Genomic DNA, 19,351 nt, shown 5'->3' on the forward strand with positions numbered 1-19,351 from the left:
ATTCTCCGGGGATTATTTTTTGGGTTTCTAGTGAATTCCTAGTTTAGTGGGGCATCGGAGGCACCACCGAAGCGGCGCTGCCTTCTCCCAAACTCACTGATAGCCTCCCACAGCGACTCTCGGGTGAAATCCGGCCAGAGCACGTCCATGAAAATCATCTCCGCATAGCTAGATTGCCAAAGCATGAAGTTAGAAATACGCATCTCCCCGCTTGAGCGAAGGAACATATCCACGTCCGGAAGTTCCGGAACGTAAAGTCTTTTTTGAATTGTCTTCTCGGTGATGGATTTTGGCGCCTGGCCACCAGCTCTGATTTCTTGCAGAATCTTGTTTACCGCGGCAACTATCTCCTGCCTACCTCCGTAGTTGACCGCCATGGTTAGGACCAATCCAGTGTTGTTCTTGGTCATTTCCTCGGCTATACGAAGCTCACGCACAACGCTTGGCCAAAGCTTCCGCTCTGCCCCGGACCAGCGAATGCGAACGTTCCACTCCATCAGGAGGTCTCTTCGTCGTCTCAAAACGTCTTTGTTGTAACCCATAAGAAACTTAACCTCATCGGTAGATCGCTTCCAGTTTTCCGTTGAAAACGCATACGCAGTCAAGTTCTCGACACCGGCGCTGGTAGCGCCCGCGACTGCCTCTAGAAGTGCCGCCTCGCCGGCTCGATGGCCTTCAGTTCGAGTAAGACCCCGCTCATTGGCCCACCTGCCATTCCCGTCCATCACCATGGCGATATGCTTCGGAACTGCGCTAAAGACAGGCGTGCTTCTTGCTGGGTCATTAAGCTTTATCAACTTCGCTCCACGTGCTCCAGGGACCTAAGTCCTTTTTCCAGCTGCCATTGCAAGTAGCCGGCAACAACACCGCTCACCGCGGCGCGCGTAGCTAAGTTAGCCCGGCCAACGCTTGGCCAATCACCGATAAGCAATGCGCTAATGTGCGAAATTCCATCGACCCCTAGGCGCACCGACCCGGGCATCGTGCAAGATTGGCAACTGACAGATCCAGAATGAACAGAAAATGAAACGGTTTCGGTTGAGGCGCAGCCCTGACATTGGTCAAGATTGGTAATCCAGCCCGAGATTGCTAATGCCCTCAAAAGGTATGAATCCAAGATCTGGTCAGAGGAGTGCTCTTTCAATGAGAGAGCCCTCAATGCACCAATCACAAGCATGTAGTGCTGCGAAGAAGAGTCCTCGCGAGTAAAGCGTTCGGCTGCTTCCACAACCGCGCTGGCGGCTGTGTATCTGGCGTAGTCCGCCACGATCACGGAGCCGTAGTTAGCGAGCTGCTCTACCTGCGACACAGTGTCTAGGTTTCTGCCTTCGTAAAGCTGTAAATCCACCACGTTAAACGGCTCTAGCCTTGCACCGATTCGGCTGCTAGTTTTTCTGACCCCCTTTGCGACAGCTCGAACCTGACCGTTATTTTTTGTCAACAGTGTCACTATGCGATCGACTTCCCCAAGCTTGTGGGTTCGGATGACGACGGCTTCATCTCGGTAATGGGGCATAGAACAAGTATCGCAATAATTGCCGGTTTAGCCAGTAACTACGGACCTTAGAGCTCGATTTGTTGAGCTAATCAGCGCCTTCAGAGACGCGGTAGCAATATCGCCATCAATACCGACACCCCAGAGCACGTTACCGTCCACCTCAAGTTCGATGTACGCAGCAGCTAAAGCGTCGCCTCCGGCGCTAAGGGTGTGCTCGACATAATCGAGAAGTCTGATATCAGAACCCTTATCCCGCAAAATGGCAATGAAAGCCGAGATGGGACCATTACCCGTTGCAGTAGCGGCAAACTCAGCTTCTCCGTCGCGCATAACTACATCGATTTGCACAATGCCGTCCATGTCAGATTCTGTCCGCATCCTCTTAAGCTCGAAGCGACCCCACTTAGGCTGTTCGATAGCCGCTGGAAGGTATTCGTCCTGGAAGATTTCCCAAATTCTCTCGGAACTAACCTCGCCCCCAGAGGTATCCGTGTGACCCTGAATAACTCTCGAAAACTCAATCTGGAGCTTGCGAGGTAAGTCCAAGCTGTGGTCGGTCTTTAATAGATAAGCCACCCCACCCTTTCCGGATTGGGAGTTGACCCTAATGACGGCCTCGTAGTTCCTGCCAACGTCCTTTGGATCAATCGGAAGGTATGGAACAGCCCAAGTGTGCTTGTCGACACTGTTTCCGGCTTCAAGTGCGTCCTTGGCCAGATGGTCAAATCCTTTTTTGATTGCGTCCTGGTGCGAGCCGGAAAATGCCGTGTAGACCAAATCGCCACCGTAAGGACTGCGCTCAGGGACCTTCAGTTGATTGCAATATTCAACAGTGCGCTTGATCTGGTCAATGTCGCCGAAATTTATCATCGGATCGATCCCCTGGCTAAATAAATTTAGGCCCAAAGTAATCAGGTCGACGTTTCCAGTCCGCTCACCATTTCCGAACAGACAACCCTCAATTCGATCCGCTCCGGCCATGTAGCCCAGTTCGGCTGCGGCAACTGCTGTACCGCGATCGTTATGTGGATGAAGGGAAAGCAGAATGGCTTCTCGCGGGTGAAGCCTTCTTGACATCCACTCGATCGAGTCCGCGTAAACATTAGGAGTCGCCATTTCCACGGTTGCCGGGAGGTTTATTATCAATTTTCGGTCCAACGTCGGCTTGATAATTTCTGCGACGGCGTTGCACACTGAAAGCGCAAACTCGAGCTCGGTGCCGGTATAAGATTCCGGCGAATACTCGTAGAAAACTTTTGTTTCGGGGATGCTGGCTTCTAGTTCTAAGCACTTCAAAGCCGCATCAGTAGCTATTTTTCTAATACCCGCTTTGTCCTGCCCGAAAACAACTCTGCGCTGGAGCACTGAAGTTGAGTTGTAGAAGTGGACGATTGCCTGCTTGGCACCGGCTATAGATTCATAGGTTCGCTCGATAAGGTGATCCCTGGACTGGGTCAGAACCTGAATTGTTACGTCCTCAGGAATTAGCTCCTGCTCGATAAGCAGGCGAACGAAGTCAAAATCAGTTTGGGATGCAGAAGGGAAGCCGACCTCAATCTGCTTGTAGCCCATCGAAACCAAGAGCTTGAACATCTCAAGCTTTCGCTCCGCGTTCATCGGGTCGATGAGTGCTTGGTTACCGTCACGAAGATCAACAGCGCACCACTGTGGCGCCTGAGTGATTCTCTTGGTGGGCCAAGTTCTATCTGGAAGCTCTACTGAAATCTGATCGTGAAAGGGTTCATAACGCTCAAAGGGCATTTTCGATGGTTTTTGGTGGTTTTTCATTTCTCTCCGCCTAAATCTGAATTGACCGCAGGGTTGCACCGCGACGAGATTGGGCCGTGGCTAGGCCTCGTCGCGGCTAATAAGGAGGAGGCTAAAACTCATCTTCTCAGGCTAGCACTTGAGGACCGGTTGCGCTAGAACCCCAGTTTTCCAAGCTGTTTGGCATTTCTCTGCCAGTTTTGTGCAATTCTGACTTGAATTGCCAAATGTATAGGCTCGTCCATCAGAGCCTCAATTTCGCGCCTAGCCTTCTGGCCTATGGTTTTCAGCATCGAGCCGCCCTTGCCGATAATGATCCCCTTTTGGGAATCGCGTTCGACCCAAACCGAAACGTGAACGGTCGGCTTTTTTGAATCGTAGAGAATCTCATCCAGGGTGACGGCCAGAGAATGAGGCAGTTCATCGTTTACCAACTCCAAGGCCGCCTCTCGAACTAGTTCGCAAATCCGATCTTCAAGAGGTTCTTCACTGACGACATCTTTCTCGTAAAACAACGGACCGACTGGTAAGTAGCCAATCAGCAGTGTCTCTAGGAGGTCGACCTGCTCCATGGTGGCGGCTGATACCGGAACAATCTCCTTCCAGTCGTGCAGCTCCGAGACTGCCATCAGATGTTGAGCAAGCTTTTGCTTGGAAACGGTTTCACATTTGGTAACAATGGCTATTTTCTTGGCACGGCCATATTTTGCAATGTCCGCAACAATTTTTCGGTCACCCGGCCCAATTTCCTCATTGGCCGGCGTGCAAAAGACAATTACATCCACCTCGTGCAAAGTCGAGCTCACAAGATCATTTAATCGCTGCCCCAGCAGCGTTCTTGGCCTGTGAAGACCCGGAGTGTCAACCATAATCAGCTGGCCAGCCTCCGTGGTCTTGACCGCCCTGATGGCACGCCTAGTCGTCTGCGGCTTAGAGCTAGTGATGGCGACCTTCTCGCCAGCAATGGCGTTTGTAAGCGTTGACTTGCCAACGTTCGGTCGGCCGACAAAGCTTACAAATCCAGATCTAAATTCACTCATCTACCACGAGCTTACGAACTAATACGCTAAGAAGTTGCCCTTTCTTGGCAACTACGCGTTCGGCAGTTAGCATCAGGCCCTGTACCTCCACCGTTTCGCCTCCAACGGGGAGCGCTCCGATAGCCTTAACTAAAAGACCGCCGATTGTGTCAACATCATCGTCTTCAAGATCAATCTCGAAAATTTCGGCTATTTCGTCCAGCGGTGTTCTCGGTTGACATCTGAAAGTTGTTTCGGAAAGTTTCTCTATCCCTACAACCTCACGGTCATACTCGTCCCCAATCTCACCAACTAGTTCCTCAATCAAATCCTCAACGGTCACGATTCCGGCAACTCCGCCATACTCATCCACGACAATTGCAATTTGAGTTTTCACACGCTGCATTTCTTGAAGCAGCTCAGCAACCGACTTAGATTCTGGAGTAAAGAGCGCCTGTCTTGAAGCGTCAATGGCGTTTTTGACCGAGAGTAGGCCCGGATCCTGATGCACTACCCTTGCGAGATCTTTTAGGTAGAGCACGCCAACCACATCATCCACGCTCTCTCCAACAACCGGTAGCCTCGAAAATCCAGTAGCCATAAACGTGCTCAATGCATCCTCTAGAAGCGCATCGCTGTCGACCACCTCCACGTCTACCCGAGGGACCATCACCTCTCGGACCACCGTCTCGCCAAATTCTTCAACGGAGTCCAGAAGTTCTTGCTCATACTCTTTGGCCGCTTCAGGGGTTACAAGCCGGATTGGTGCAACCAATTTGCTCCACCACGTCACAAGTCCATTGACGTTGCTGGATAGTTTCTCGGCAAATTTAGCCCTGCCGAGTATTCGGCCAATGAGCTGCTGTGAAAACCAAAGAGCAAGTAAGCAAAATGCCAGGATGTAACCAAGATTGCCCGCTTCGACTGCGAAAACTAACCAAAGAGCCCCTAAAACGCCAATCAATAGCGCCCTGGCTATTGACAGGGCTCCGGCCCGGGCATCCTCGGCAATTTCAAGCGTGGTCTGGGTGGCTGCCAGCATGACAAGCAAAGGAGCGATTGCTAAACCCGTAATTATGAAGATCAAGAAGTTTCCAATGCGTAGAAATCGGCCAGCAAGCTTTTTTGCAGATCAAACATTTCTTTTTCTTCGTCCGGCTCGGCGTGATCAAATCCGACTAGGTGAAGCATGCCGTGCGTGACCAGCAGCAAAATTTCATTGATTGTTTCATGTCCAGCCGATTTAGCCTGCGTCGTGGCAACCTGCGGGCAAACAACTATGTCGCCCAAAACTCCTTCGGGTGAAGCGTTTCGGTCGGTACCGGGACGTAATTCATCCATTGGAAAACTCAGGACATCAGTTGGTCCTGGTTCATCCATCCATTTCATATGAAGGTCAGTCATCGGGCCTTCATCAACAAACGTAATTCCTAGGTCAACTAATTCGTGAAGCTTTAGTGCTCCCCGAACAAAATATGCCAGCTCAAGTACTCGTTCGGTGTCGACAGTGATTTCGGATTCATTCGCTATTTCAACGCTCACTTGATTGCCGCCCTGTCGTAGGCCTCAACGATTCTTGTTACGAGTTCATGTCTAACTACGTCTCTACTGGTTAGCTTCTGAACGTGAAGACCCTCAACATCGGCCAGCACCGTCTGGGCAATTCCGAGTCCAGATTTTCCGCCGGGAAGATCAATCTGAGTCACATCCCCGGTTACTACCATCTTGGAGTTGAAGCCCAGTCGTGTTAGAAACATCTTCATTTGCTCACCGGTGGTGTTTTGCGCCTCATCAAGAATAATGAAACTGTCATTTAGAGTCCTGCCGCGCATGTACGCAAGGGGTGCAACCTCAATAACTCCGGCTTCCATGAGCTTTGCTGTCACATCGGGCTCAAGCATCTCCTGAAGTGAATCAAACAAAGGTCTTAAATAGGGGTCGATTTTTTCACTGAGTGTCCCAGGCAAAAAGCCAAGCCTTTCTCCGGCCTCAACAGCTGGCCTAGTAAGGATTATCCGACTAACTTCTTTTCTGTAGAGAGCCTCAACGGCCTTTGCTACCGCCAGGTAGGTTTTTCCAGTACCCGCAGGTCCAATCCCAAAAGTGATCGTGTTTTCATCAATGGCATCTAGGTACTCTTTTTGGCCCGCGGTCTTGGCCCTCACCGTTTTCGCCGGCGTGCTTATGGTGCTCGCCGCGAGTATTTTTGACGCCGGTTGTTCTTTATTTTCCTGAATAATTCGTATCGTCTCGGTGACTCCCTGAGGATCTGGGCTCAGTCCCTGCTTTATCATCTCTGCCAGCTGATCAAGAACCTCGATGGCAAGGTCCAGCTGGGCTTGATCGCCCGTGAGATTAAAAACATTTCCCCGATTTTGAATAACCAAGCCCGGAAGCTCAGCCTCTAATCGCTTCAGGTTCTTGTCTTGTTCGCCCAGGAGATCCAAGAGTGCTACTCCGTTTATTTCAAAGCTCGTCTTGGCCACTATTTGGACTGCTGACTAAGAACATGTGCGTGGGTGTGAAAAACCGATTGCCCTTCACGTTCTCCAGTATTGAATTGAAGCTTGAACTGGCCGTCGGTACTCGTTGCTGCCACCTCGCGAATTAGCTCGAAAAGACCGGTGAGGATAGAAGAATTGTCTAGCAGGAGAATATTTTCACTGTGAATTTTTGGAACCACCAAAATATGGACCGGGGCCTTTGGATAAAGATCCAGGAAGGCTATCGCGTGCTCATTCTCACCAATTAGCTTCGACGGAATCTCGCCATTGGCTATCTTGCAAAAAATACAGTCCAAGTTTTCCTCCCTCATCATTTTAGCCACTAGCTCCATTGTCCAGAAAGGGCCATCACGGCTGCGATAGCGGCAGGCCCGGCGCTTGATGTTCGAAGTATCGTTCCACCAAGCCGAACACCCAAGAACCCCTGTGACCCAAGGCTGTCAATTTCCTGCTTGGCGAACCCGCCCTCTGGTCCCACGACGATGGTCACTTCATTCCTTAGTTCCAGACCAACCATGCTTGTTGGAGCCTGTGGGTCAAGCACAAGACCTGTTCCGATAGGGCTTAGTTGCTTGACGGTAGAGAGGACCTTTACCTCTGCCCTAAAGGCTTGCTGAGATTGCTTCATTGCAGAAATAGCGATTTGATTCCAACGCTCTTGATTTCTTGATGCCTTTACTCCCCACTCCACCACAGACCTGGATGCCTGCAGCGGCGTTATGCTCGCCGCGCCTAATTCGACAGCGGTCTGAAGAGCAGCTTCGTCCCTGCCTGCCTTAGCAAGAGATTGCACAAGATGTATCGAAGGAGTGGGCCTAGATAGTATTTCGAAAGATTTCGGTTCTAGCTGTCCGCTCGAAGCATTCAAAACCGTAGCTGTCATAACTCCTCCGACGCCATTAGTTACTGCTATCTCCTCTCCCTCTCTTATCCGAAGACTCTTGAAGTGTTCAAGCTCAGCAGCTGTGATAGCCGATGAATCCGCGGTAATGTTCGGGTCATAAAACCAATGCACTAGAACCTACCCCTGGCCCGACGGCTGCCAAGTCTGGGTGAGTCGTCTTTGTGAAGCGCCTTGAGTTTTTTGAAAAGATCTTTTTGTTTTCCGTCTATTCGGTTTGGAGTCAAAACCTTCAACTGCAGCAAAAGGTCCCCGCGGCCGCGGCCGCGAAGTTTATTTGACCCAAGACCCTTGAGGGTTATTACATCACCGTGCTGAGCTCCCGCCTTCACTGTCACCAGCGAAGGCCCATCCAATGTCTCAATCTCGGTCTCGAAACCAAGGGCCGCATCTGCAATCGGAACCTCTAGTACGGCCACCAAATTATCGCCATCCCGTCCGAAAGTAGGGTCTGCCCGGACTGAAACTTCAAGGTATATATCCCCACTTGGTCCCCCGCCGAAACCGACTTCGCCCTGACCAGGCAGGTGTAGACGCAAGCCATCCGAAACTCCTGCTGGGATATCGAGGTCTAGGTCTCTTGAGGCTCTGACTCTGCCCTGGGCTCGGCACTCTACGCAAGGGTCTGGAATCACTTGACCGGTTCCACGGCAAGTCCCGCATGGTGCAGAGGTGACCATGGCTCCCATGAATGACTGAACCCGACGTTGAATCTGGCCTGATCCTCTGCAGATATCGCAGGTTTGAGCGCTTGTTCCCGGGCGGCAGCAGCTTCCCTTGCACACTTCGCAGAGAATCGCCGTGTCGATGGTCAGTACTTTGTTGGCACCAAAAACTGCCTCTTTCAGATCTAGATCCACTCTTAGGAGCGCGTCCTGGCCCCTCTGGGACCTGGACTGTGGTCCACGCTGGCCTCCTCCACCAAAGAAACTGTCGAAAATGTCTCCGATGCCTACCCCTTCGGACCCGGCTCCGTCGTAGCTTGCGCGACTGTTGCTGTCAATTAGCACCTCGTAGGCGTGCGTTACTAACTTGAAGCGCTCCTGGGCTTCCTTGGCCGGGTTGATGTCAGGGTGTAGCTCCCTTGCCAGTTTGCGATATGCCTTCTTGATTTGATCCTCGGTCGCATCCCTTGCGACTCCGAGAACTTCGTAGTGATCGCTCAAGAATTTGCCTCCAGTACATTGCTTAGATATTTTGCAACGGCTCTAACCGACGCTATGTTCCCCGAATAGTTCATTCTTGTTGGCCCGAGGACACCAATTTTTGCTAACTCGGTTCCGGAGTTTTCGTAACCGATGGCCATCATGGCCGCATGTTGGACGCCAGCAACCCCAAGCTCGGAACCGATCTTAAGGCCGACACCATATTGATCCGTCTGCATTTCTTGCATCAAACGAAGCATCACAACTTGTTCCTCGATAGCCTCAAGAACACTCGAGAGTTCGCCACCAAAATCTTCATCGTGTTTGGCTAGATTCGCAGTACCCGACAAGACCAACCGTTCTTCTCTATTGGCATCGATCAAGGACTGAAGCTGAGAAACAACTCTTCCAACAAAATCTCTTCGACTAGGCGCAAACTCAGCCGGGAGCTTGTCCAAAATCACCCTGACATCCGTAAAGTTTGAACCCACCAGCATCCCGTTTAGACGTCCGCGCAACTCGGTAACAAGATCCAAGTCGGCCGGAACACTTAGTTCCACCTGAACCTGCTGAACCCTGCCCTTGTCAGAAATGAGCATCACAAGGAGCCTCAGCTCGGCAATAGGTATTAGCTCGACGTGGCGAACTTTTGCCTTCCCAAGGGTCGGATACTGAACTAGCGCCAAAGTATTTGTAAGCGTTGATAGCGATCTAGCGGTTCTTTCTACAATCTCGTCCAGGTCAGTAGCACCGTCCAAGAAGGTCTCAATCGCGCTGCGCTCCGAGTGCGAAAGCGGCTTAATCTCACCGAGCTTGTCCACGAAAAGTCGATAACCTTTTTCGGTTGGAATTCTGCCGCTGGAAGTGTGCGGAGCAGTAATCAGCTCTTCTTCTTCCAAAAGCGCCATGTCGTTACGAATTGTGGCGGCCGAGACGCCCAGTGGATGTCTATCAAGAAGAGACTTAGAACCGACAGGCTGGTTCGAGGCGATGTAATCCTCAACAATTGCCCGCAAAACCTCTAGGGATCTGTTTGGAATCATTAGCACTGACCTATCATGAGTGCCAAGTCTATTCCGTATGGACTAATTCGTCAGCAGTTGAAGAACTATGCGATCAACGAAAAGCCTACCTGCAGCCGTAACTGCAAGATTTTGGTTATTGATCTTCAAGCTTCCATCCAAAATAAAAGGCTCGATCGTACTTTCCAAAATACCGAGTTCAGCCAATACGTTTGCAGGAATCCCAGTACTGGTTCTCAGTTCCAACATCAAGCGCTCCTCGAGGTTAGTGCGCGCATCAATGTATTCGATTCCTGCAACCGGCGAGCCGTTCGCAAGCTGTTTTTGATAACTGAGGGGATGCTTGGTGTTCCAAAATCGATTCCCGCTCAAGTGTGAATGAGCTCCCGGACCAAAGCCCCACCAATCGGCGCTGCTCCAATAAGCGTGATTATGCTGCGACGGTTTACCCCAGTTGGCGACTTCATACCAAGGAAGACCATTGGCCTGAAAAATGCTGTCCGCAATTTCAAACTTTTCTGCGTCCAAGTCGTCATCCGTTTCAGGCAATTCACCGACCTTGATTTGCCTGGCAAGCTTTGTTCCCGGTTCAACAATCAAGGAGTAGGCGGATACGTGTTTCGTGCCCATCGACGCGGCGATTTCAACAGTATTTTTCCAAGAATCCAGCGACTCGTTTGGAGCACCGTAGATCAAATCGAGACTGCTTTCTAATCCAAGTTCGGCTGCGGCTTTCAAGATTGGGCCAACCTTGTCGGGATCATGAACTCGCTCTAGCGTTTCTAGAACTTTTGGATCGAAGCTCTGGACCCCCAAGCTGATTCTGTTTACACCGATGGCGGCCAGTTGCTCTAAATACTGAGGACTTGCCGATTCGGGGTTAGCTTCTAGCGTTATTTCGATGTCCGGTAAAAAACCATAATGATCTCTCAAGCTAGCCATGATGAGCTCAATTTGATTACTGGTAAAAAGCGATGGTGTCCCGCCACCGAAGAACAAGGTCGAAAGACCTCGCTTCGGATAACCCGAGTTTTCCAAAATCTTCGCACTGGCATCTATTTCGGTAATTAGGGACTCGTGGAAACTCGACTGGGATAGCCCGCCGATTTCCTTGGCGGTATAAGTATTGAAATCGCAATAGCCGCACCTAAATTCGCAAAACGGAATGTGAACATAGGCGTGAAAGGATTTCAACTCATCGAACCTTGGAGGTATGAGGTTCGACATTGGCCACGGCAGCCCCAGCGGCAAGCTAGCTGACACTACTTTTTCTTTTCCGTGCTCGAGGTTTCGTCCGAAGACAGCGCTTTGATAAATGCGTCCTGAGGAACTTCTACTCGTCCCACCATCTTCATTCGCTTCTTGCCCTCTTTTTGCTTTTCAAGAAGCTTTCGTTTTCTGCTTATGTCGCCGCCATAGCATTTAGCTAACACGTCTTTCCTGACCGCACGGACACTCTCACGGGCAATGATTCTTGAGCCCACCGCCGCTTGAATTGGAACCTCAAACTGCTGTCTCGGTATTAGCTCGCGGAGCTTCGCCGTAATCTTTGTCCCGTGGCCATAAGCCTTGTCCTTGTGAACAATCGAGCTGAAGGCGTCTACCTTCTCGCCCTGAAGTAGCAAATCTACTTTTACCAAGTCGCCCGGGAGATAGCCGGCTTCCTCATAGTCCAAAGAACCGTAACCCTGGGTCTTGCTTTTTAGCTGATCAAAAAAGTCAAAAACTATCTCAGCTAGCGGAAGCTGATAGCGGAGTTGAACTCGGTCTTCACCGAGATATTGCATGTCAATCATCGTGCCACGGCGCGTTTGACACAGGTCCATGATTGTGCCCACGTAGTCCTTGGGGCTCAGAATTGTGGCCTTTACGATCGGCTCTTTCACTACCTTTATTTTTCCCTCAGGAAACTCAGACGGGTTAGTGACTATGAACTCGGTGTTGTCCTCGCGAGTGACCTGATAAACCACTGATGGGGCCGTCGCAATTAGAGAGAGATTGAATTCTCGCTCAAGTCGCTCGGTGATTATCTCAAGGTGCAATAGACCCAAAAAGCCGCAGCGAAAGCCGAAGCCAAGTGCGGCTGAAGTTTCCGGCTCGTAGACCAATGACGCGTCAGAGAGGCGGAGCTTATCCAATGCCTCTCTCAGATTTGGGTAATCGCTTCCATCTATTGGGTAAATACCAGAGAAAACCATTGGCTTTGGCTCGGCATAACCCTTCAAAGAAACTGTTGCGGGCTTATCTTTAGTAGTGACAGTGTCGCCGACTTTGGAAAGCCTCACGTCCTTGACTCCAGTGATCAAATAACCCACCTCGCCAGCCGATAAACCCTTTGTAACGACTGGCTCCGGGCTAATGACGCCTATCTCCAATAGCTCATGCACCGCCCTGGTTGACATCATTTGAATCTGCTCCCGAGAAGAGAGTCGACCATCAATCATTCTGACGTAGGTGACCACGCCGCGGTAGCTGTCATAAACAGAATCGAAGATCATTGCACGGGCGGGAGCATTGATGTCACCCTTGGGCGCAGGCACTCGCTGAACGATTCGGTCAAGAAGCTCTTCTACTCCCACGCCAGTTTTACCCGACACTCTTAGGCAGTCATCCGGGGATCCGCCAATCAGGTTGGCGAGTTCCTCCGCGTATTTCTCAGTTTGAGCCGCTGGAAGGTCGATTTTATTTAGAACCGGAATAATTTCCAGGTCGTTCTCCATCGCAAGATAAAGATTGGCCAGAGTCTGTGCCTCAATCCCTTGAGCCGCGTCCACAAGCAAAACTGCTCCCTCGCAGGCAGCTAACGATCTAGAAACTTCGTAAGTGAAATCCACGTGGCCGGGTGTGTCAATCATGTTTAGCGCGAAAGTCTCATTGTTAAACTCCCAAGGCAGCCGCACGGCTTGAGACTTAATCGTGATACCACGTTCTCGCTCAATGTCCATGCGGTCCAGATATTGGGCCCGCATTTGACGGTCGTCAACTATTCCAGTCAGCTGAAGCATCCGATCTGCAAGGGTCGATTTACCGTGATCAATGTGGGCAATTATGCAGAAATTGCGTATTTGATCCTGGTCGGTTAGAGACGGCTCGAGAGCAGACCGTGCGCGTGGAGACAAATAAACCTCATTTATGGATGAAAGTAACCAAGTCATTCTCCCACGATGCTTGCTCGACAGGAGCCAAACTGATAGAGTTTTGCTTTGTTCGCGGAGATTTACTCCGCAAAAAATTTTGGCCAGAGAAAGTAGAACATGGCAAACATCAAGTCCAAGATCAAGCGCATCGGAACCAACCAGAAGTCCGAGGACCGCAACAAGGCAGTTAAGACCGAGGTCAAGTCTGCAATCCGTGCAGTGCGCGATGCAAGCACAGCCGGCGACAAGGCTGCAGCTGCGGCTGCGCTCGTTGGAGCAAACAGGAAGATTGACAAGGCTGTAAGCAAGGGTGTCATTCATAAGAATCAAGCAGCTAACCGCAAATCAGCCATTGCCAAGAAGGTAAATAGCCTCTAAAAAGCTTTTTCAAAAAAAACCGGGCTGATGGCCCGGTTTTTTATTGCCCAGATTTAGCCATCGCTAATAAAAGCTTCTCTATGGAGTACTCGGGATCTCTGCTTGCGCCCTTTACATCGAAATCAGTTTGGGCTGCCAGCTGCACAAGTTCGATTAGTTGAGGCTCACTCCAGCCGGCTAGTTCTCTTATCGCCCGATCCTGCTGCCACGGTTGCATCCCAATTGCAGCGGCAGGGGCATTCCTGTCGTTAAAAAGCCTGGCTAGCTGTCGAATCTTCATAGAAAGTGCAGCGGTGAGGGCAACACTGTCAATACCGGTTGCGAACCCGTGTCGAAATAGCCTTATAGCCTCACTTGCATTCCCAGCTAGCGCAGCATCGGCGATTTTGAAGGCGTTTGTCTCGACCCTGCCCTGAAAAGTTCGCTCCACCTCAATAAGTGAAACCTTCGATGCTCCCGAATTTGCCAATTGATCACAAGCGGCGCCTAGCTCACCCATGTCCGAACCGAAGGCGGCTACCAGAGCCCTAATGGCCGGCTGGTCAATTGGAGTCTGAAGTCTCTGAAATTCTCGCTTTATGAAGTCGATCCGGTCGACATCTTTTTTTACCTCTTCACAAGAAATGTTTAGGGCAGATGCAGAAAGTTGTTTTTTTAGTTTGCCATTGTGGCCAACCAGGTTAGAAATACGGACCACTATCGTGCAGTTTTCCGCAGGTTCTGTGAGCAACTGCTCTAGATCTTCGGCTAAACCCTCAGACGCGGCGCTAATGATTACAAGTCGTGGCTCATTAAACAGTGAGGGTGAAGCCAAGCTAAAAATCAAGCCTGGGGAATATTCTCCATCGCCAACCTCGTTTACCTCTAAATGTTCGTGACCAGCTCGCAACTTGTCCTTTATCAGCCTGGTTGCGCGCGATGCAAAGTAAGACTCAGGACCGGATATCAAAACAAGGTTGGCAGGCTCGGCCTGATGCCAGCTAACCGTTCGTCCATTAGTCACGCCGTTAGTTTACCCGCGCTTGAAATCTTCCATGATTGCTCTTCGAATCTAAAAGCGACAGACCCAAGTTCATCGGTTCTAACTACTATTGCCCCGCTTAGAGTCGCCTGATCAAGTGCTTTCTTAGTTGGATGCCCGTAGGGATTCTGTCCGACTGAAAAAATCGCCACATCGGCAGAAAGCATTTCAAACAGCTGACTTGACTGATCAGCAGAGCCATGGTGGGCGACTTTCAATAGAAGCGGTGAATGCGCCAGTTCGCTCAAGGCTCCGCCAGCATTCCTCATCAAACGTGTTTGACCGGCGGCTCCCAAGTCACCCAGTGCGAGAACGCCATACTTCTCACCCGTAAACGCCACTATTACCGATGCGTCATTGCTGTCCTTAGCCTCGGTGGCCTTCGCAGTTGGAGCCAGAACTTTCCAGTTGAGCTCACCAAGCTTTCCGCCCATACCAGCAAAGCCAGTTAGTACCTCCACTCGCGACTGAGCAAGGGCGGATGCAACCAAGGAGACCAGGGGACGATCGTCAGCAAATCCCGATATGACGGCTGTTTTTACTTTTCTTCCATCTAGTGCACCATAGATTCCACCTGCGTGATCCGCATCGAAGTGGGTGATGACCAATAGGTCAATCTGAGTCACCTTCAAATTATCCAAACACTCACGTACCGGGTCTGGTTTTCTTCCGACATCAATTAGGGCAATAACGCCCTGGCTTCTAATTACGAGCGCATCACCCTGTCCCACATCGCAGTTCACCACCTCCCACTCACCGTCAAAGCCCTGAAACCGAATCTGATCGATGGTCGACCAGGCCGCAGACAAGAGCAATACCCCAGCCAGTGAGGCAGCAAAGCCCACTCGATACTTCACGAGCCGAGGTTGGTAAAGCCCAAGACATAAAAGCACGATAAGCGCAGCCAAAACGATGCCAGCCGGACCCGCCACAAAATGCACTCTCGCGGCCGGCCATGCTGATACTTCGTTGGCTACCAGTGTTATCCACCAAGTCCCAATCGAGGCCAAATAGCTCACTGCGGAACTCAGAAACGGAAGCGGATAGGCAAGGATTAGGGCCAGGATCCCAAGAATCGTAACCGGAGCCACTACTGGCTCGACGATGAGATTTGCCAACACTGAATATATTGGGATCGACGGTTGGAGCATCAGTAAAACCGGCGTTGTTGTTAGTTGGGCTGAAAAGCTTGCCGCAATTCCAATTGCGATCAGGCGAGGCATAAAGCCTGATAGCCATTTGTAGATTGGGACAGCCATCGTCAAAAGCCCAACCGTAGCCAGCGCCGAAAGGGCGAAGCCAAAATCCGTCGCCAGGCCCGGATCGACAGCCAACAAAAAGATAACAGCCCAGGCCAATGAAATTAGTGGTTTTGCCCCCCTCCCAAGCCATAGACCCACTGCAACAAAAGTTGCCATAGTCGCAGATCTCAGCACACTTGACTCCGGGCCGACCACCAGAATGTAGGCGACCATCACCACGAGAGCGGATGTGAATCTAGTGTTTCTTGCGAGCCCAAAAGTGGCCGTGATTAGATATATGACCCCCATTATTATGGCGAGATTCGCGCCGGATACCGCCACCAGGTGGGTGAGTGAAAGGGTTTTCATGTTCTCAGCCATCTCAGGAGATAGAAGCTCTCGCTCCCCGATTGCAAGCCCACCCACTAGCGCCTTTGCGTCTGGACTTACCCCCTGGGCACGAAAAAGAAAAACGGCCCTGAGACCTTCGATAAATTCGATTCTCGGATAGGAAAGTTTGATCTGGGAGCTTGAGCCGGGCAAGGCGGTAACCCAAAGAATCATCCAGTAGGTAGCCGCAACGAAAATAATCACAAAGTAATTGAGCCCTTTATGTCTTCAAACAATTTACTGCCGATACCCGTAACTTCTAGCAGCTGCTCGACACTGGCAAATGACCCAATTTCGTCCCGGTATGCCAGAATCCGACCCGCCAGTGCCGGTCCGATGCCCGGCAGTAACTCCAACTGTGAGCTAGAAGCTCTATTTAAGGAAATGAAACCCTGACCAGAGTCAGTGGCCATTTGGGACTCTGCGAGTATCACTACCTGCTCGCCATCGGAAACTAGTCGAGCTAAGTTGACGCTTGACTGGACGGCAAGAATAGTAAAACCCCCTGCAGCGTCGATAACGTCTCGGACCCGGGATCCATAGGAAAGCTCGTATAGACCAGGCTTTAATACTTCGCCAACTACGTGAATAAAAATCTCACCGGACACTGTGAAGTTTGCACTTTGCTCGACTATTGCATCTTGCACTTTAGGTGCGCTGGAGTTTGAAAGTAAAACGCCGAGCAGTATCGCAACGAGCCCTCCGGCAAGATAAAGCTGCTTGCGCTTTTTAGAATCCAGAGCGTTTAGCCATTGAAGTATTTTCTGCATCGAAACAAAATGCACCAAAAATCAACTGGACTACTAGCGGCTAAAAATGTTGTAGAAAAACCGCTACTTGGTGGCTATGTTTACGAGCTTCGGAGCACGCACAATTATGTTTGAAATTTCCTTGCCTTGAAGTGTCTTTTTAACTAGCTCGGAACTTAGTGCCAACTCTCTGAGCTCATCCTCCGAGATAGAGACATCCACCTCGAATTTGTCCCGCAGCTTGCCGTCAATCTGCACGATGGCGATGCCCTTTTGCTCGACAAGTAGCTCACTCTCAACTTCTGCGAATTGAGCTAGTGCCACTGTCGGCTCGTGACCAAGCAGCTGCCACATGTCCTCTGCAGTGTAGGGAGCGAAGAGGCTTAGTGCCTTCGCTAGCTCCTCGGCGCCCTCTCTGACAGCAATGTCAGCTGGGCCGACGCCTTGGTCAATTGCCTTGCGTAGGTGGTTAGTTAACTCCATGGCCTTGGCCACGCCCACGTTGAACTTATGGCTCTCGATTGCCTCTTTGAATCCGGCTAAGAACTGGTGGGTTGCCTTACGGACCCCTTTGTCTCCCGAAGCGAAATTGGATTCTGGTTTGCTAGTGACATCTTGGGCGATGCGCCAAGCGCGTGCCAAGAACTTAGCCGACGCAGCTGGCGAAACATCGGACCAGTCGATGTCATCCTCCGGTGGTCCCGCGAATGCCATGGTAAGACGAATTGCATCTACCCCGTGAATATCGAGCTGCTCACTGAGACGAACTAAATTGCCCCTGGACTTGCTCATGGCTGAGCCGCTCATCAAGACCATGCCCTGGTTTAGCAACCTAGTAAAGGGCTCTTCAAAATCAACCATTCCAATGTCGTGAAGCACTTTGGTGAAGAACCTCGCATAGAGCAAGTGCAAAATAGCATGAGTCACGCCACCGACGTACTGGTCAACCGGGGCCCACTTTTCTGCTTGCTCCTTTTCGAACGGAACTTCATCAGAATTTGGGTTTAGGAACCTCAAAAAATACCAGGAACTGTCAACAAAAGTGTCCATGGTGTCAGAGTCTCGTTTGGCTCTGCCGCCACATTTTGGACAATCAACATTTAACCAGTCCGACGCGGCCCCAAGAGGCGAAGTCCCCTTCGGTGCAAGGTCTAGGCCTTCGCTAGCCGGCAACTCAACTGGAAGTTGATCGGCGGGTACCGGCACTTCCCCGCACTTTTCACAGTGAATGATTGGGATCGGCGTTCCCCAGTAGCGTTGCCTAGAAATCAACCAGTCTCTAAGCCTAAAGTTCTTCGCACCCTTGCCGGTGCCCTTCGCTTCAACTAGCTCGATGGCCTTGGAGATTGCATCCAACTTGTTTAGACCATTCAGTTCTCCAGAGTTCACGATGACACCGTCGCCGCTGGTTGCAATTCCAGACACGGCTGGGTCCTCTTCACCGGTGTCGACAACCATGAATACTGGCAGGCCAAAAGTCTTTGCAAACTCAATGTCGCGATCATCATGGGCGGGAACCGCCATGATTGCTCCGGTTCCGTAATCAGCCAAAACATAATCGGAAACCCAGACTGGGATTCGTTCATCGTTTATTGGGTTCAACGCATAGTGGCCCAAGAACACGCCGGTTTTCTTGCGGTCGGTAGCCAAACGCTCGATGTCGTTGGCCTTCTTGACTTCCTCGAGGTAGCTATTGAACTGTTCGTGAATTTCTTTGGATGCGGCACTGGCAAGCTCCTGAGCTAGCTCACTGTCGGCTGCCAAAACCATAAAGGTGGCTCCGTATAAGGTGTCAGGTCGAGTGGTAAACACCGAAATCTTCTGATCCATGCCTTCGATTGCAAAATTAATATTTGCACCCTGCGATCTTCCGATCCAGTTGCGCTGCATTGAGAGCACCTTGGAGGGCCATTTGCCCTCTAGTTGGCTTAGGTCATCAAGGAGTCGATCTGCGTAATCAGTCACTTTGAAGTACCACTGAGTCAGAGACTTCTTGGTAACAACCGAGTCGCAACGCTCGCAAAGACCCTGGACTACCTGCTCATTGGCCAGCACCGTTTGGCAGCTCGGACACCAGTTCACGTTCGAGTTCTTGCGGTAGGCAAGACCGCGACTGTAGAGCTCTAGAAACAACCATTGGTTCCACTGATAGTAACTCGGGTCACAGGTCTGCAGCACTCTGTCCCAGTCAAAACTGCAGGCATACCTGCGCATAGAGGCTTTTTGCTGAGCAATGTTTTCGTAGGTCCAGGCTCTTGGGTCTAGTCCGCGCTTTATTGCCGCGTTTTCGGCAGGCAACCCAAAAGCATCCCATCCAATTGGGTGCATAACGTTGTAGCCCTTTTGACCCCAATAACGAGCAATAACATCGCCAAGCGCGTAGGCCTCCGCATGGCCCATGTGCAAGTCACCAGAAGGGTATGGGAACATGTCCAAAACATACTTAGTGGGTCTCGTGTCGTCTTTTCTAGACGAGTCAAAAGGCTTCAGGTCATCCCATACCGGCAACCACTTATCTTGAATGGCTGTTACGTTGTAATCTTCTTGCAATTATTGACCTTTTGCTTAGCGAACTTATA

The 19,351-nt window shown here is 50.9% G+C and carries 18 protein-coding genes; 1 reads left to right on the top strand and 17 read right to left on the bottom strand.

Annotation, left to right across the window (positions count from 1 at the left end; all coding sequences use genetic code 11):
• Positions 1-38: 38 nt before the first annotated feature.
• The 13 genes from uppS to lepA form a co-directional block, all read right to left on the bottom strand.
• Positions 39-731, bottom strand: a complete 693-nt coding sequence (gene uppS, locus ABXT50_RS03935; RefSeq protein ID WP_415274806.1) for a polyprenyl diphosphate synthase — start codon at positions 729-731, stop codon at positions 39-41.
• 62 nt (positions 732-793) lie between these two features.
• Complete coding sequence (recO, locus tag ABXT50_RS03940) at positions 794-1,516, bottom strand: DNA repair protein RecO (RefSeq protein WP_415273603.1); 723 nt, start codon at positions 1,514-1,516, stop codon at positions 794-796.
• Positions 1,517-1,543: 27 nt separating this feature from the next.
• Positions 1,544-3,286, bottom strand: coding sequence for a 2-isopropylmalate synthase (gene leuA, locus ABXT50_RS03945; RefSeq protein WP_415273604.1), 1,743 nt, complete (start codon positions 3,284-3,286; stop codon positions 1,544-1,546).
• Positions 3,287-3,420: 134 nt separating this feature from the next.
• Positions 3,421-4,305 (bottom strand): GTPase Era, encoded by an 885-nt coding sequence (era, locus tag ABXT50_RS03950; protein ID WP_415273605.1) that lies wholly within the window; start codon positions 4,303-4,305, stop codon positions 3,421-3,423.
• Positions 4,298-5,371, bottom strand: a complete 1,074-nt coding sequence (locus ABXT50_RS03955) for a hemolysin family protein (RefSeq protein ID WP_415273606.1) — start codon at positions 5,369-5,371, stop codon at positions 4,298-4,300. Before ABXT50_RS03955 ends, era begins: the two co-directional genes overlap by 8 nt.
• Positions 5,368-5,826: an rRNA maturation RNase YbeY gene (gene ybeY, locus ABXT50_RS03960; protein ID WP_415273607.1), complete on the bottom strand. Its 459-nt coding sequence runs from the start codon at positions 5,824-5,826 to the stop codon at positions 5,368-5,370. Before ybeY ends, ABXT50_RS03955 begins: the two co-directional genes overlap by 4 nt.
• Entirely contained in the window at positions 5,823-6,770 is a 948-nt protein-coding gene (locus tag ABXT50_RS03965; RefSeq protein WP_415273608.1) for a PhoH family protein, read from the bottom strand. Before ABXT50_RS03965 ends, ybeY begins: the two co-directional genes overlap by 4 nt.
• Positions 6,770-7,102 carry an HIT family protein gene (locus ABXT50_RS03970; protein ID WP_415274807.1) on the bottom strand — a complete coding sequence of 111 codons (333 nt, stop codon included), beginning with the start codon at positions 7,100-7,102 and terminating at the stop codon, positions 6,770-6,772. The genes ABXT50_RS03965 and ABXT50_RS03970 overlap by 1 nt, the downstream gene beginning before the upstream one ends.
• Positions 7,103-7,110: 8 nt before the next feature.
• Positions 7,111-7,803, bottom strand: coding sequence for an RsmE family RNA methyltransferase (locus ABXT50_RS03975; RefSeq protein WP_415273609.1), 693 nt, complete (start codon positions 7,801-7,803; stop codon positions 7,111-7,113).
• A complete protein-coding gene (locus ABXT50_RS03980; protein ID WP_415273610.1) occupies positions 7,803-8,855 on the bottom strand; it encodes a DnaJ C-terminal domain-containing protein in 1,053 nt (350 codons plus the stop codon). The genes ABXT50_RS03975 and ABXT50_RS03980 overlap by 1 nt, the downstream gene beginning before the upstream one ends.
• Positions 8,852-9,877 (bottom strand): heat-inducible transcriptional repressor HrcA, encoded by a 1,026-nt coding sequence (hrcA, locus tag ABXT50_RS03985; RefSeq protein WP_415273611.1) that lies wholly within the window; start codon positions 9,875-9,877, stop codon positions 8,852-8,854. Before hrcA ends, ABXT50_RS03980 begins: the two co-directional genes overlap by 4 nt.
• Before the next feature lie 42 nt (positions 9,878-9,919).
• The gene (gene hemW / locus ABXT50_RS03990; RefSeq protein WP_415273612.1) at positions 9,920-11,119 is read right to left on the bottom strand and encodes a radical SAM family heme chaperone HemW; all 1,200 of its coding nucleotides are present in this window, start codon (positions 11,117-11,119) and stop codon (positions 9,920-9,922) included.
• Complete coding sequence (lepA, locus tag ABXT50_RS03995) at positions 11,119-12,975, bottom strand: translation elongation factor 4 (RefSeq protein ID WP_415274808.1); 1,857 nt, start codon at positions 12,973-12,975, stop codon at positions 11,119-11,121. The genes hemW and lepA overlap by 1 nt, the downstream gene beginning before the upstream one ends.
• 135 nt (positions 12,976-13,110) lie before the next feature.
• Between lepA and rpsT the strand changes: the two genes are divergently transcribed.
• A complete protein-coding gene (rpsT, locus tag ABXT50_RS04000) occupies positions 13,111-13,371 on the top strand; it encodes a 30S ribosomal protein S20 (protein WP_415273613.1) in 261 nt (86 codons plus the stop codon).
• Between the two features lie 40 nt (positions 13,372-13,411).
• On the opposite strand, the gene holA is transcribed toward rpsT, so the two are convergent.
• The 4 genes from holA to leuS form a co-directional block, all read right to left on the bottom strand.
• Positions 13,412-14,374, bottom strand: a complete 963-nt coding sequence (gene holA, locus ABXT50_RS04005) for a DNA polymerase III subunit delta (protein ID WP_415273614.1) — start codon at positions 14,372-14,374, stop codon at positions 13,412-13,414.
• Positions 14,371-16,227, bottom strand: a complete 1,857-nt coding sequence (locus ABXT50_RS04010; RefSeq protein WP_415273615.1) for a ComEC/Rec2 family competence protein — start codon at positions 16,225-16,227, stop codon at positions 14,371-14,373. Before ABXT50_RS04010 ends, holA begins: the two co-directional genes overlap by 4 nt.
• Entirely contained in the window at positions 16,224-16,793 is a 570-nt protein-coding gene (locus ABXT50_RS04015) for a helix-hairpin-helix domain-containing protein (RefSeq protein ID WP_415273616.1), read from the bottom strand. Before ABXT50_RS04015 ends, ABXT50_RS04010 begins: the two co-directional genes overlap by 4 nt.
• A gap of 63 nt (positions 16,794-16,856) precedes the next feature.
• A complete protein-coding gene (gene leuS, locus ABXT50_RS04020) occupies positions 16,857-19,322 on the bottom strand; it encodes a leucine--tRNA ligase (protein ID WP_415273617.1) in 2,466 nt (821 codons plus the stop codon).
• Between the last annotated feature and the right edge of the window lie 29 nt (positions 19,323-19,351).

Source organism: Aquiluna sp. Uisw_065 (assembly GCF_047731275.1).
Taxonomy (GTDB): Bacteria; Actinomycetota; Actinomycetes; order Actinomycetales; family Microbacteriaceae; genus Aquiluna.